The sequence below is a fragment of the Ensifer sp. 2TAB8 genome (assembly GCF_052115125.1).
Lineage (GTDB): Bacteria > Pseudomonadota > Alphaproteobacteria > Rhizobiales > Rhizobiaceae > Ensifer.
In genome coordinates, this window is sequence record NZ_JBFRGB010000017.1 from 22700 (window position 1) to 37521 (window position 14822).

General features: G+C 62.9%; 12 protein-coding genes. 3 read left to right on the plus strand and 9 right to left on the minus strand.

Features of this window, described 5'->3' with window-relative positions:
* Positions 1–76: 76 nt before the first annotated feature.
* Both AB4Z53_RS24405 and AB4Z53_RS24410 read right to left on the minus strand, forming a co-directional pair.
* A complete protein-coding gene (locus tag AB4Z53_RS24405; protein ID WP_441598055.1) occupies positions 77–1060 on the minus strand; it encodes a GAF domain-containing DNA-binding protein in 984 nt (327 codons plus the stop codon).
* A gap of 554 nt (positions 1061–1614) precedes the next feature.
* The gene (locus tag AB4Z53_RS24410; RefSeq protein WP_291156276.1) at positions 1615–2370 is read right to left on the minus strand and encodes an IclR family transcriptional regulator; all 756 of its coding nucleotides are present in this window, start codon (positions 2368–2370) and stop codon (positions 1615–1617) included.
* A gap of 175 nt (positions 2371–2545) precedes the next feature.
* On the opposite strand from AB4Z53_RS24410, the gene AB4Z53_RS24415 reads away from it, so the two are divergent.
* From AB4Z53_RS24415 to pcaF, 3 genes are read left to right on the plus strand one after another with little or no spacing between them, the layout of a single operon-like run.
* Positions 2546–3406, plus strand: coding sequence for a CoA transferase subunit A (locus tag AB4Z53_RS24415; protein WP_441598057.1), 861 nt, complete (start codon positions 2546–2548; stop codon positions 3404–3406).
* Between the two features lie 11 nt (positions 3407–3417).
* On the plus strand, positions 3418–4200 hold the full coding sequence (locus AB4Z53_RS24420; protein ID WP_113539549.1) for a CoA-transferase subunit beta: 783 nt from the start codon (positions 3418–3420) through the stop codon (positions 4198–4200).
* A complete protein-coding gene (gene pcaF / locus AB4Z53_RS24425; RefSeq protein ID WP_441598059.1) occupies positions 4200–5405 on the plus strand; it encodes a 3-oxoadipyl-CoA thiolase in 1206 nt (401 codons plus the stop codon). Before AB4Z53_RS24420 ends, pcaF begins: the two co-directional genes overlap by 1 nt.
* A gap of 236 nt (positions 5406–5641) precedes the next feature.
* On the opposite strand, the gene AB4Z53_RS24430 is transcribed toward pcaF, so the two are convergent.
* The 7 genes from AB4Z53_RS24430 to AB4Z53_RS24460 all read right to left on the minus strand — a co-directional run bounded on the left by AB4Z53_RS24430 (position 5642) and on the right by AB4Z53_RS24460 (position 14720).
* Positions 5642–7654, minus strand: coding sequence for a beta-galactosidase (locus AB4Z53_RS24430; RefSeq protein WP_441598061.1), 2013 nt, complete (start codon positions 7652–7654; stop codon positions 5642–5644).
* 126 nt (positions 7655–7780) lie between these two features.
* On the minus strand, positions 7781–8815 hold the full coding sequence (locus AB4Z53_RS24435; protein ID WP_291156291.1) for a LacI family DNA-binding transcriptional regulator: 1035 nt from the start codon (positions 8813–8815) through the stop codon (positions 7781–7783).
* 14 nt (positions 8816–8829) lie between these two features.
* Positions 8830–10533 carry an amylo-alpha-1,6-glucosidase gene (locus AB4Z53_RS24440; RefSeq protein ID WP_441598064.1) on the minus strand — a complete coding sequence of 568 codons (1704 nt, stop codon included), beginning with the start codon at positions 10531–10533 and terminating at the stop codon, positions 8830–8832.
* 4 nt (positions 10534–10537) lie between these two features.
* Complete coding sequence (locus AB4Z53_RS24445; protein WP_043625687.1) at positions 10538–11350, minus strand: carbohydrate ABC transporter permease; 813 nt, start codon at positions 11348–11350, stop codon at positions 10538–10540.
* Positions 11343–12296 carry a carbohydrate ABC transporter permease gene (locus AB4Z53_RS24450; RefSeq protein ID WP_291156300.1) on the minus strand — a complete coding sequence of 318 codons (954 nt, stop codon included), beginning with the start codon at positions 12294–12296 and terminating at the stop codon, positions 11343–11345. The genes AB4Z53_RS24445 and AB4Z53_RS24450 overlap by 8 nt, the downstream gene beginning before the upstream one ends.
* Before the next feature lie 25 nt (positions 12297–12321).
* Positions 12322–13551: an ABC transporter substrate-binding protein gene (locus AB4Z53_RS24455; RefSeq protein ID WP_113539544.1), complete on the minus strand. Its 1230-nt coding sequence runs from the start codon at positions 13549–13551 to the stop codon at positions 12322–12324.
* Between the two features lie 20 nt (positions 13552–13571).
* Positions 13572–14720, minus strand: coding sequence for an ABC transporter ATP-binding protein (locus tag AB4Z53_RS24460; RefSeq protein WP_441598067.1), 1149 nt, complete (start codon positions 14718–14720; stop codon positions 13572–13574).
* Between the last annotated feature and the right edge of the window lie 102 nt (positions 14721–14822).

Consider the following 14822-nt stretch of genomic DNA (forward strand, 5'->3'; position numbering starts at 1 on the left):
GACAACGCCTTATCGACGAAGCAACCTACGGGTTCGACGAAACGACAAACCCCGATTTCAGCCTCTGTGGAAAATCTCAGATGCCGAGACGACTGCGCAATTCCTGCCTGTAGGTGCGGGACACGGTCCAGGTTTCGCCAGCTCTGCGCAGACGCACGACCCATGCCTGTCTGGTCGGACCGGAATGACGGTCGAGCTCGGTCACGTGCGCCAGGTTGATCACCGCCGTCCGATGGATGCGCAGGAAGTTCGCCTTGGGCAGCAAGCCGATCCAGAATGACAGCGGACGAAGATCCAGGACCGCGGCTTCGTCCTTCAGCGAGATCTGGGTGTAGTCCTTGGCAGAGCGAAGCCCGACGATCGCAGACAGCGGCACGCCGCGGGTGCGTCCCGGCATATGCAGATGGACGAGCGGGTCGATCTCGGCAGACGGAGTTGCACCAGCATCGTCCCGGTCGTCATATGTCGGCGTGCGCCGATAGCGCGCGATCCCGATCAGCTTTGCACAACGGACGAGCTGGTGGATTTCTTCGATCGGCCACCGACGCAACGCCCTCGTCGCATCGAAACCGATACAGCCACGCAACGTGCACTCGTGAAAGACGGGGACGCAGAGGACACTCTTGTCGTTCTGCCGAAGCATTTCCGCCTGAAGCGCCCGCGCCGGACGCGGTAGCCTTGCGACATCGTTGATCATGACCGCCTTGCCGGCGACCAGCCACTGATGCAGCCAGCCGATCATCGTCACCGGCGTCTGCTGCAGATCACCGACATGCGACGACACATCGCCTCGCACCCATTCGTCCGTGTTGCGGAAGCGCAGAAGATCATCGCTGTATTCGAACATCCACGCGCGGTCGGCGCCGGCAAGCTTGCCGGTTTCTTCCAGGATCGCGGCGATCGCCGTTTTGGCCGGCGAACCGATGAGGTGGGTGGCAGCCAGATAGGCCCAGTCGTGCGTGGGTTGCCCCACGGCGGGGCAAGGCGGCTCGTTCGTCGCGATCAGTTCGTAGGGCGGCAGGCTTATGGAATGATCGGACGGGTGCAATTGCTCATTCATGACGCTCGATAGGTAAAGGCGAAAAGGAATCGCTTTGTGAAATTTCCGGCTCCCCGGCGATCCGGGTCGTAACAGCGGCAGTAACGCCCAGACGTGACCGAGAGGCGGCGCTGGGCAAAATTCGAGAAAATATCCGGTTCTCGCGGTGCGATGACCCCCTCCATCGTCCAGAGCCCGACGCTCTTTTCCGTCGACATCCGCCCGCGCGGCCACTTGAGTTTGTGGGGAAAACAAATGCAAGTCTAAACTGCATTGCCTCACGGAAACATTTTTGGGTCAGTTTCGCGCCTTCCGGCGTCCCAGACCGGTTCTTCCCGGTGGCATGAGCTCCACCAAACCGTCCACGGCATGAAGAGCAGGGGACCTGCCTGCCCACGAGATACGTGGCCGGCCAAGGGCGCGCGCGTTGAGATCTCCGAGATCCGTCACTGGCCGCTTTGATCACCGGAGTCGGCGCCGGCAAGGCGCGCCAGGCCTTGCGGTGCTGGCGCGTTTCCTACCATTTCCGTATCCACAACGCGCGCGCAAGACATCAAGCGCCGACGCTGAAACAGCTACCTCAGCACCACACGCAGCGCCGCCTGTGTCTCCTTGAGCAACGGCAGATAGCGCTCCACCATCTCGGCTGCGGCCACATGTGCGGCCGGCGCACCGATGTTGAGTGCCGCAACGATCCGGCCACGATCGTTTTCGAGCGGGACCGCGATAGAGCAGAGGCCAAGCTCCAATTCCTGATCGATCAGCGCATAGCCCTGATCGCGCACGCGGCGGAACTCGGCGATCAGATCCTCGGGATCCGTCTTCGTATAGGGCGTGTTCGCCTTGAGGTTCGAACGCGAAAGGATCTCGCGTGCCTCCTGCTCCGGCAAGGCCGCGAGCCACACCCGCCCCATGGACGCGCAATAGGCTGGCAGGCGCGAGCCGGTCGTCAGATTGATCGACATCACCCGCTTCTGCGAGGCGCGAGCGATGTAGACGATTTCGGTTCCATCCAGCACCGAGGCCGAGGCGCTCTGGCCAGCGCGGTCGGACAGTTGGTCGAGATAGGGCTGGATAATCGTCGGCAGCGGTGTCGCCGAGAGATAGGCATGGCCGAGGCGCAGGATCTTCGGCGTCAGCGCGAAGAACTTGCCGTCATAGTCGGCATAGCCGAGCTCGGAGAGGGTCAGCAGCGACCGGCGCACCGTCGCCCGATCAAGCCCGGTGATCTTCGACGCCTCGGCGATCGACAGTTTCGGCCGCGTTTCATCGAAGGCCTCGATCACCGTCAGCCCTCGCGCAAAGCCGCTGACGAAGTCTGTTTCCCGCATCCTTTCCTCCCAAATCACACCGGTCGACTTTGTGCGATATACGAACAAAAGTCAAATATCGCACAAAATATTTGACCGATCCGGACGATCGGCGCTTATTGGCATGCGGAAGAGCTAGTCGCCGCCGCTAGACAGGCCGCAGGCGCCAACACAACAGCAGACGAAGAGAGGAAACATGGCGAAGATCGTTTCGCTCGCCGAGGCCGTCGGCGACAATGTCAGGGATGGCGACACCGTCGCCATGGAAGGCTTCACCCATCTGATCCCCTATGCCGCAGGCCATGAGGTGATCCGCCAGGGTCGCAAGGACCTCTATCTCGTGCGCATGACGCCGGACATTCTCTACGACCAGCTGATCGGCGTGGGTGCGGCGCGCGGCATGAAGTTTTCCTGGGGCGGCAACCCGGGCGTCGGCTCGCTGCATCGCTTCCGCGACGCGGTCGAAAACCAGTGGCCGCGGCGGCTGGAGATCGAGGAACATTCGCACGCGGCCATGGCCAACGCCTATGAGGCGGGTGCCGCCAACCTGCCGTTTGCGACGCTGCGCGGCTATATCGGCGCCGACCTGCCGAAGGTGAACCCCAACATCAAATCGGTCACCTGCCCCTTTACCGGCGAAGTGCTCGCCGCCGTGCCGGCGATCCGCCCTGACGTCACGATCATCCACGCGCAACGCGCCGACAGGAAGGGCAATGTGCTGATCGAAGGCATCGTCGGCGTGCAGAAAGAGGCGGTTCTTGCCGCCAAGCGCTCGATCGTCACGGTCGAGGAGATTGTCGACGAGCTCAACCCGCCGTCGCCCAATTCTCTCGTACTTCCCAGCTGGGCCGTCACATCGGTTGCCCATGTTCCGGGGGGCGCCTTCCCATCCTATGCGCACGGCTACTACCCGCGCTCCAACGCCTTCTACATCGGCTGGGACGAGATCGCCCGCGACCGCGACAGCTTCACCGCCTGGATCAAGGAAAACGTGCTCGACGCCGGGCCGGAAGATTTCGCCAAACATGCTGGCAGCAAGCCGGCAAAAGCGGCTTGAGGGAGGATAGGATGAGCGATTTTACCCCCACCGAAATGATGACGATCGCCGCTTCCCGAGCGCTCTCCAACGATGACGTCTGCTTTGTCGGTATCGGCGCGCCTTCGGCCGCCTGCAACGTCGCGCGACTAACCCACGCGCCTGACATCACGCTGATCTACGAGAGCGGCACGGTCGGCACCAAGCCGGACGTGCTGCCGCTGTCGATCGGCGACGGCGAACTCTGCGACACGGCCCTCTTCACCGTGTCGGTGCCCGAGATGTTCCGCTACTGGCTGCAGGGCGGGCGCATCACCACAGGCTTCCTCGGTGGCGCGCAGATCGACAAGTTCGCCAACCTCAATACCACGGTCGTCGGCCCCTATGACCACCCGAAGGTCCGCCTGCCCGGCGGCGGCGGCGCTCCGGAGATCGCCTCCAATTGCGGCCGCATCTTCATCACCATGGCGCTTTCGAAACGCGGCTTCGTCGAGAAACTGCCCTTCATAACTTCCATGGGTCACGGAGAAGGCGGCGACCACCGCGAACGGCTGGGCATGAAGACCAATGGACCAACCCGGGTCATCACCGACCTCTGCATCCTGGAGCCGGATCCTGAGACCAAGGAATTGACCGTCGTTTCGATTCATCCCGGCGTGACGCGCGAGCAGATCGTCGAGAATTGCGGCTGGGCCATCAAGTTCGCCGAAGAGGTGATCGAGACGCCGGCACCGACGGAACTGGAACTCAAGACCCTTCGTGACATCAACGCTCGCACCAAGAAGGCCCACCAGGGCGACAGGGAGGCTGCGTGATGGCCGAGGCTTTCATCTGCGACTATATCCGCACGCCGATCGGCCGTTTCGGCGGCTCACTCTCTTCGGTCCGGGCCGACGATCTCGGCGCAATTCCACTTCGCGCCCTGATGGAGCGCAACACCGATGTCGACTGGGACGCGGTCGACGACGTGATCTTCGGCTGCGCCAACCAGGCGGGCGAGGACAATCGCAACGTTGCGCGCATGTCGCTGCTTCTGGCCGGCCTGCCGGTCGGCGTCACCGGCACGACGATCAACCGGCTCTGCGGCTCCGGCATGGACGCGGTGATCGCAGCAGCGCGAGCCATCAAGTCCGGAGAGGCCGAGCTGTTGATCGCCGGCGGCGTCGAAAGCATGTCGCGTGCGCCCTTCGTGATACCGAAGGCCGATACCGCCTTTTCGCGCAATGCCGAAATCTATGACACGACCATCGGCTGGCGCTTCATCAACCCCCTGATGAAGAAGCAATACGGCGTCGATTCCATGCCCGAGACCGGCGAGAACGTCGCCGCGGATTTCCATGTCAGCCGCGAGGACCAGGATGCCTTCGCCGTCCGCAGCCAGGCGAAGGCCGCGGCAGCTCAGGGCAACGGCCGGCTGGCAAAAGAGATCGTTGCCGTGACGATCCCGCAGCGGAAGGGTGAGCCTGTTATCGTCGATCGCGACGAGCACCCGCGCGCTACGACGATCGAGGCGCTCGCCAGACTCGGCACGCCCTTCAAAAAGGAAGGCGGCACGGTGACGGCCGGCAACGCCTCCGGCGTCAACGATGGCGCGACGGCGCTGATCATCGCCTCGGAAGCGGCGGCGAAGCAATACGGCCTCAGGCCAATCGCCCGTGTTCTCGGTGGGGCAACCGCCGGCGTACCGCCGCGCATCATGGGCTTCGGCCCGGCTCCGGCATCGAAGAAGCTGATGGCCCGCCTCGGGCTCACGCAGGAGCAGTTTGACGTCATCGAACTCAACGAGGCTTTCGCCTCGCAAGGGCTCGCCACGCTTCGCGACCTCGGCATTGCCGACGACGATCCGCGCGTCAACCGCAACGGCGGCGCGATCGCGCTCGGCCACCCGCTCGGCATGTCCGGCGCCCGCATCACCGGCACGGCAGCACTCGAACTGCACGAGACCGGCGGGCGTTATTCGCTGTCGACCATGTGCATCGGCGTCGGCCAGGGCATCGCGGTGGCGCTGGAACGGGTCTGAGCACGGACGCAAGCCACACGAAAAGCAAAGAGCCCGGCCTTGGAGAAGGCCGGGCTCTTTGCTTCGAGCGATTGAGAAGCTGGGGCAACCAATTTTGCCGTCATTCCTGTGCTTGTCACAGGATTCCAGCGGGCCCAGGTCCTTGCGCCGCGCCACGAAGGCGAGGATGAGGCAGATTGTGGGGCTCTCTAGCCAAACACCACCGTCAGCGTCCGAAGCGGCCACTCGGCCCTGTGCTATTCCGACCAGATCGCGACGTCGACCGGGCCGAGCTTGCGGCTACCGACATGGAAGGTCGCATTGGCAGACGCCGGCACATCGACGGCGGTCTTGCCGTAGTTGAAGGCGAAGGTGAGCTTGCCGCGGCGGGTGATGCGCAGGTCGCCGAGATCGGCCAGCGCCTCGACCGAAGCCCAGCCGAGCGCGTCGCCGATTACCTTGTCCAGCAGTCCGCCGCGGGCGCCGGTTGCCATATAGCGTGCCTTGTCGTTGCCGACGAGCGCCGGAGCGCCATTGCGGTAATCGCCCTCGAAAGTCGCAAGCACGGTTTCGCTGGTGCGAACCGTCTCGCGCCAGACGCCGGCCGGATAGGTCTCGTTGCCGTAGAGTACGCTCTCACCGTGAAACTCCGGCAGCGACTCGACGCGGGCGACGCTGACGTCGATCAGTGCGGCGAGCGGACCCGGCGGCAGGCCCTCCGGAATATGCATGTCCTCGGTCTTGCTGCCGCTGCGCGGACCGAAGAGTACCTTCGCGCCTGAGGCCTCAAGCTTCTGAACGAAGGCCTGGTCGGGAATAACGAGGTCGGGTGCCAGCACCAACTGGTAGCCGTCGAGGTCCGAGTGCTGGCCGATGAAATCGACGTCGACGCCGAGGCGGGCAACGGTCGAATACCAGTCGAGCGCAATCTGCGAGGCCAGATAGGTGCGGCCCTGCGGCAGCGCACGCGTCGCCCAGCGCGAATTATAGTCGAGCAGGATCGCGACCTTGGCCTTCTCGCGGCGCTCACCCTTCGGCAGACGCTTCATCTCTTCGGCCACCTGCGCGACTTCGAGATAGCCCTGGTCCGCCTCGCTGTTCGGAAGCAGCAGGCCGGCATGGAACTGCTCCTGTGCAAACGGCACCTGCCGCCAACGGAAATAGGAGACCATGTCGACGCCGTGAGCGTAAGCGAGCCAGGTCCAGAGCCGGACCATGCCGTCGGCCGGCGACTGGTTGTGCGAGGCCCAGTTCACCGGGCCCGGCTGCTGCTCCATCACCCAGACGCGACCATTACCGACCGCGCGGTAGAGATCGTGGTTGAAGGCCGGCTGGTCCGGATCGCCGACGCGCAGATACCGGCCCTTGTCTTCCGACGAGAGACGGCCGTTGAGCAGACCGCCCATCGGATAGACGTCCCACGACGCGATATCGATGTCCTCGCCGACCTTGTAATGGTCGAAGTCGGTGTTCTGCGACATGAAGTTGTGCGTCACCGGGCGGCCCGGCGAATGCTTGCGGATGATGTCGACCTGCGCCTTGTTGAAGCTCTTCACCTGGTCGGAGGAGAAGCGGATGTAGTCGACGATATGGGTCGGGCTCGGCTCTTCCACGAGATTGTTCGGAAGCTCGACCTCGTCGAAGCTCAGATAGTTCATCGCCCAGAACGCCGTGCCCCAGGCCCGGTTCAGTTCCCCGACCGTGCCATAGCGGGCTTCGAGCCATTCGCGGAAAGCGTGCAACGCCTCGTCGGAATAGCTGTAGATCGTGTCGTGGTCGCCGTACTCGTTATCCGTCTGCCAGGCATGGACGAAAGCGTTCTTGCCATAGCGCTCGGCCATGGCTTCTGAAATGCGTGCCGCCTCGATGCGATAGCGGCGGCTGGAGAAGCAGTAGTGACGGCGGGCGCCGAACTTACGCACCACGCCCTTGACGTCGACCGGCAGGATGTCCGGATAACGATCGATCAGCCACTTCGGCGGCGCGGCGGTCGGCGTTCCCAAAATCACCTTGAGGCCGGCCTTGCCGAGCACCTCGATGGCGTCGTCCAGCCATTCCCAATGGAACTCGCCGGACCGGGGCTCGATCTTCGCCCAGGCGAATTCGCCGATGCGCACCCAGGCAAGGCCGAGCTCGACCATGCGGCGGGCGTCCTCTTCCCATTTTTCGCGCGGCCACTGCTCCGGATAGTAGCAGACGCCGAGTTCCAGCATGTCGGTCTGCTGCTCTTTGGCGTTGAAGCGGTTCGATCTCGTCAGGGGCATGTGCACGGGTCCGGTCCTTCGTCATGTCTTACGGCCGGTTGGGTCCGGCCTCGGGTTTTGTCTGTGCGCCCTTAAATATAAACGTTTATATTCAAGGACATGAAAGGGCGCCCAGATTGGGCGCGAATCTCGTCAACGGTTCGGGTTCAAGCGATCGTCGCAGCGCTCGATCAGGTTCGGCATGAGCAGCGTCTGCAGCGCCTCCGGTGGCTCGCCCTCCATGCGCCTGAGGATATAGGCGCCGAGCAGACTGCTCGGCTCGCTGATCGGCAGGTAGTAGGTGGTGATCGGCGGTGCGAAATACTGGCTGACATTGAGATCGTCAGTGGCGTTGATCACCGCGTCACGCCCATGCACCAACCCGCGCTCGTGAAAACCCGAGAAAGCACCGAGCGCCGAGGCTTCGTTGGCGCAGATATAGGCGGTCGGCGGATTGCTCAGCTCCGACATGGTCAGCACGTTCTCGCGGCCGAAGGCCGGCGTCAGGCGGCCATGGGCGACGAGCGCCGGATCATAGGGGAGGCCTGCAACTTCAAGCGCATGTTTGTAGGCTTCAAGCCGCGTGATGCCGTAGCTCAGGTCCGAGAGCGGGTTGAGCAGCGCGATGCGTCGGTGGCCGCGCTCGACCAAACGCGCCATCGACACCCGGATCATCTGCTCATTGTCGGCATCGACATAGGCATGCGGCGCATTGTGAATGCTGGTGCCGTAGGTGACAAACGGGAAGTCCGCCGCCTGCATGGTGCGGATGCGCGGATCGTCGGCACGCGTGCCGGAGATGATGATGCCATCCGCCTTCTTCAGCGAAACGATCTGCTTGATGACCGCCTGGCTTTCCTCGAAATTCCGGACGGCATAGAGCGAGACGCGATAGGGGCTGTCTTCAAGCGCCCAGGAAATGCCGCTCAGGAGCTGGGCGTATTCGACGCCTTCCCATTCGTTCTGCTTCGGGCCAGGCGCGGTCATGATGGCGGCGACCTGATAGGTCTTGCCGGTGCGCAGCTGCACGCCATGCATGTTGAGCTCATAGCCGACGCGTTCCGCCGCTTCGATCACGATCGCGCGCGTCTCCGGGCGAACCTGAGGCGAATGCTTCAGGGCCTTGGAAACGGTGGCGATGGAAAGCCCCGTCTCCTGCGCAATGGTCTTGATCGTCGGTCTCTGCATGGCGGTTCTGCTCGTCACGGGTTGTCAGCGCTGAGCGATGCTGCCAGCACAAGATAGACTGCGGATGTCCAGGCGAATGCGCGATCGCGAAGGCCCCTCCCCGAGCGCGCGTCGAAGTTTTCGGCCATACCGCTTTTGCTCGCCAGTGAACAGAACTTTTCCGCGACTTCGCGCGCGAGCTCAATCTTCCCTTGCCGGCGTAGGCCGTCCCAGAGAAGCAGCGTGGTCGGCGCCCAGATGGGTCCGCGCCAGTAGCCGTCGTCCTCGTAGAAGGAACTCTTCGGGCTTTCGGTTGCCGGTCCCCATTCGGTGATGAAGCCGCCGGCGACGAGCCGCGCCACAAGCTTCTCGCGCATGTCGGGCGTCAGACGTGCTCCCAGCAGCAGCGGCATGAACTGGATGAGGTTTTCACCCGGCAGTATCCGCTCCGGATCCGCAGCGAGCCGGGCGCCAAAGGTCTCGCCGGTCCACAGACGGTCGAACAGCAACGCCTGCAGGTCGTCAGCTTTCTGCCGCCACATCGTCTGGCGTTCCGTGTCGTCTTCCAGCAGATCCGCCAGCGTCTCGCAGGCAAGGATCAGGAAAACCGGCAGATCCGGCGAGATCACCGGGCCGCCTTCGGCGAAGAAGGTGGCGTTGTCCCAGCCGCTGTCGTTGCCGTGGAAATAGGACGGCAGGCTCGTCGCATCCTTGCGGCCGTAGGTGAGCCAGTATTCGACCTGCTTGCCGATGGCGTCGCGCAGATAGGACTTGCGCTCTGCCGTCAGGAAGCTCGGATCGGCCGCCGCGATCAGCGACACCGCCCAGCCATGCACCGGCGGCTTGGTGAACGCAAAGAGCACGTCGCGGTCGTTGATGTAGTCAGGCAACAGGCCGGAGGCGTCCTGATGGTCGAAGATCGCTGCGAACTGATCGAAGGCGAGATCCGGATCGAAGGCGGCCACGCCAAGCGCGGAAAAGGCGTTGTCCCAGCTCCAGATGTTGATCATGTGGTTCTTCGACATGTAGATCGCCGGCCGCGTCAATGCGCCGCCGGCGGGCACGCCGTTCGCCCAGAGCAGATAGCTCGCCAGCCGGTGTGCCTCGTCCTGGCCATCGACACCGCCGGGAACGCGTGCGTGCCAGGCAGAGAATTCTGCTGCAGAGTTCGAAAGCGCCTCGGCGAACCGGCCGGGCCGAACAGCCGGCGGCACGGTACGGAAAAAATCGACATTGCCTTCGAAGATGTCCCCACCCGAGAAGGCGAAGGACACGTCTTCGGAATGGTCGCGCTGCCAGGCGCCGGTAACTTTCAGTTCGCCGGCAATCGCGCGCGGAATGAACTTGACGTTTTCGACCGCGGCGACGAGGCAATCCTCGCCTTGTGGCGTGCGGTAGACATAGTCGTAACGCGAGCCTTCGAGATGGAAGCGCACGCCGGCCCGTTTGCCGGCAATATGCAGCCGTTCCCCTTCGCCGATGACGAAGGTGACGTCGCCCTCGCCGATGCGAGCATCGAGCCTTTCCGGGGAGAGCACGAGCACCGGCGTCGCGGTCATTCCGGCCGCATCGAGAAATTCGACGCGGCAGAGGCGACCGAGCGATGGCCGCTCGTCACCGCCGGCAACGTGGCGGAGATAAAGCGCCCGCTCGCCGTCGCGGCCCGGCACACGCATCATCGAGAGCGTCAGGAACCGGCCCCTGCGGCTGAAGGGGACAAAGTCGATATCAAACAGCATGCCCTTATCCCTTCACCGACGAGCCGACCGCGCCATCCATGATGTAGCGCTGGGCGACGAAGAAGAGGGCGAGCGGCGGCAGGCAGAGGATGACGGTGATCGCGGCGATAGACGTCACGTCCACCTCGTGCAGACCCTTGAACATCGAAAGCCCGAGCGTCAGCGTGTACTTCGACTGGTCGTTGAGGAAGATCAACGGGCCGAGATAGTCGTTCCAGGCGTTCATGAAGTGGAAGGTGCCGACCAGCACCAGCGCCGGCATCATCAGCGGCAGATGGATGCGCCAGTAGATGTCGAAGGCGTTGGCGCCATCCATGCGTGCGGCTTCGTCGATCTCCATGGGCACCGTCATGATGTACTGGCGCAGCAGGAAGACAAAGAAGGCATCAGCGAAGTAGGCCGGCACGATCAGCGGCTTCAGCGTGTTGATCCAGCCGAGCAGGTTGAACTCCATGTAGAGCGGGATCATCTTCACGTCCCACGGGATCATCATGGTGGCAAGCAGCAGGATGAACAGCGGGTCGCGGCCGGGGAAGCGGAAGCGGGCAAAGCCATAGGCAACCAGCGACGAGGAAATCAGCTGGCCAATGGTCGACAGCACCACCACGATCAGCGAATTGGTGAGGTAGGTGCCGAAGGGCTGCTTGTTCCAGGCGGCGGCAAAGTTCTCCCAGTGCCATTCCGACGGCCAGAAGACCGGCGGGAACTGGTAGAGCTCGGCTGAACTTTTGATCGCCGTCATGAAGGTCCAGTAGAACGGCGCGATGAACAGCGCCGAGAGCAGGATGAGCGCGGAATAGAGCAGCGTCTTACGCATTGTGCTCTCCATCGTTCTGGCGGACTTCGCCTTCGTAATAGACCCAGGCGGCGGACCAGCGCATGACGCCAAGGCTGAGCAGGAGCACGATGATGAACATCACCCAGGAGCCGGCGGCGGCGTAACCCATGTCGAAATACTTGAAGGCGTTGTCGTAGATATACATGGCGAAGAAATACGTGGAGCCGAGCGGCCCGCCCTTGGTCAGAAGCAGAGCGATCGTCAGCTGCTGGAAGGCGGAGATGATCGAGGTGATGAAGGTGAAAAGCAGCATCGGGCCGAGCATCGGTAGCGTGATGAACAGCATCTGCGCCCAGCCGGGAACGCCCGAGACGGTTGCTGCCTCATAGAGTTCCTTCGGGATGGCTTTCAGGCCCGTCAGAAGGATCAGCATGGTGCCGCCGAGGCCCCAGAGGCTGGCGATGATGATCGCGACGATCGCCAGGTTCGGGTCGCCGAGCCAGTTCGGCCCCTCGATGCCGACGAAGGACAGCATGAAATTCAGCAGGCCATATTCCCGGCTGTAGATCCAGCTCCAGATCGTCACCAGCGCGACGCCGGAAATGACGCTCGGCAGGTAGAAGGCAGTGCGGAAGAAGCCGCTGGCAAAGGTGATGTGATGCAGCATCAGCGCCAGCAGGAACGACATGACGATGTTGAACGGCACGTAGATTGCCGCAAACTTCACCGTGATCCAGAGGCTCTCCCAGAACTGCGGGTCCTCGAAGAGCATCGAGCGGTAGTTCTCAAGGCCGACAAACGTGCGTTCGCCGACGACGGGCCAGTCGTAGAAGCTCATCGTCAGCGAGAAGACGAGCGGGCCGAGCGTAAAGAACAGGAACCCGAGGATCCACGGGGAGATGAACAAATAGGCCGCGATGTGGCGCGCGAAGGCCGAGCGCTTGCGCTTGGCCACGGCCGGCACTGCGGCTGTTGCATAGGTCATGTCCATCTCCCCGGGCTCCCTTTTCTTACTTGATCAGCCGCTTCGAGCGGGCAACCGCCTCGTCGAGATGCTGCTTGGCATTGCCCTGGTCGATCATCGTCGCCTCGATGGCGCGGGCGAGATTGTCCTGGACCTTGCCCCAGTTGGCGTTCTTCAGGAACGCATGGGTCTCGGTGTTGGAGGTCGCGAGGATGTCGAAGAAGGGCTTGTAGATCGGGTCCTTGGTCATGCCCTTTTCTTCCGCGACGCTGGTGCGAACCGGCAGGTCGTTGACGCGCATGGCGACCGCTTCCGGCGACGAGAAGAACTTGACGAATTCCCAGGCGAGGTCCGGATGGGCCGCATCCTTGGCGATCGAGATCGCCGAGACGCCGAGCGCCGAATGCGCGGTCTTGTCGCCGAACTTCGGCAGCGGCGCCACGCCATACTTGATGCCGGATGCATCGATGCCGGACTTCGACCACATGGCGCTCTGGAACATGGCGATCTTGCCGCCCTTGAAGAGCGTGCTGCCCGACGTGTCATCGCCGAGGTTCAGCGTGATCGCTTCCTGCTTCTTGGCCATGTCGCCGAACATGTCGAGCACCTGCGCAGCCGCATCGCTGTTCATGTAGCCGTCGATCTGCTTGCCGTCGTCGGAGATGTACTTGGTGCCGTTCGACCAGAGGAACTGCTCGAAGTCGTAAGGATCCGGCTTGGCGTCGACGGCAAAGCCATAGACCTTGTTCGGCTCGTCGCGGAACTTGGCGGCCTTGGCGCGCAGGTCGTCCCAGGTCCAGCCGTCCTTCGGCTCCTCGACACCGGCCTTGGCGAACATGTCCTTGTTGTAGAACACAACCTGCGTGGTGAAGCCCGACGGCATGCCGTAGGTCTTGCCCTCGACACGAACCGTGTTCATCAGGCCCTTCGGGAAATCGTCCGGCTTGATCTCGGCCGCGTCCTTGGCGATCAGATCGTCGATCGGCTTCAGCGACGTGTAGTACTGCGGGAAGTTCCACATATACATGACGTCAGGCGGGTTGCCGGCGCCGAAGGCGGCGATCAGCTTCTGATCGTAGCCGTCTGCATAGGGCTCGACCTGAACCTTCACGCCCGGGTGCTTTTCCTCGAACTTCTTGGCGATTTCCTGCTGGATCGCCAGGCTTTCATCCGTGTCCCAGGTCGCAAAACGCAGCACTTCTTCCGCGCGGGCCGTTGCGGTTCCGGCCATCGCCAGAACCATCAGCGAGCCGATGATCGACTTCCTGTTAAGCATGCTTCTCCTCCTCATACGGGTTACGCGACCCGCTTTGCCTTTTCCTGATTGATGAGCGCCTGCGTCTCGACATCGAGCCTGCGCGCGACCGCCTGCCCCTCGCCATCGAACAGATGGCAATGCTCGGCCGGCAGACGCAGGTGCACGCGCTCGCGGGCGGAAACCGGATGCGTGCCACGCACGACAGCGGTCATGTCGCCGCCGTTTTCAAGGCTGATATGGACGTGACTTTCGGTGCCGAGCCGTTCGACCAGGCGCACATCGCCGACGAGGTGACCTTCCTCGGCCGAAACCAGCTCGATCTTGTCCGGACGAATGCCGAGCGTCACCGACTTGGGCTTGGCGACCGGTGCGGCCGTGAGCATTTCGAGCGTGAGCGGATGAGCAAGACCTCCGCCGGCAAGCGTCACCGAAGTATCGACCTGCGATGTCACTTCGGTCGTCACGAAGTTCATGCGCGGCGAACCGATGAAGCCGGCGACGAACAGGTTGGCCGGCTGGTAGAAGAGTTCGAGCGGCGTGCCAAACTGGCTGACCTTGCCCTTGTCGAGCACGACGACACGATCGGAAAGCGTCATCGCTTCCACCTGGTCGTGGGTGACGTAGATCATCGTCACGCCGAGACGCTCATGCAGTGCCGCCAGTTCGACGCGCATGGTGACACGAAGCCCGGCATCGAGGTTCGACAGCGGCTCGTCGAGCAGAAAGAGTTTCGGTTCACGCACGATCGCGCGGCCGATCGCCACGCGCTGACGCTGGCCGCCGGAAAGCTGGCGCGGCTTGCGGGCGAGCAGTTCCTTGATGCGCAGGATGTCGGCGGCGCTCTCGACGCGGCGATCGATCTCGTCGCGCTTCATGCCGTTCAGCGCCAGACCGAAGGACAGGTTCTTGCGCACGTTCATGTGCGGATAGAGCGCGTAGTTCTGGAAGACCATGGCAATGTCGCGCTTGGCCGAGGCGACGTCGGTGATATCGCGGTCGCCGAGGTGGATCGAGCCACCATCGAGATCCTCGAGACCGGCGATCGAGCGCAGCAGCGTGCTCTTGCCGCAGCCGGACGGGCCGAGGAAGCAGACAAACTCGCCATCGGCGATATCGAGGTTGATACCCTTCAAGACTTCGAGCGAACCAAAGCCTTTGCGCAAATTGTCGATGCGGATCGCTGCCAACGGGCCCTCCCTGCCGGCGGAGCGCTGCTGTGGCCACGGGCCCGAATGCAGCACAAAGTTAAACGTTTATATGAACGATAAAAACGTTTAACTTCGTTGTAA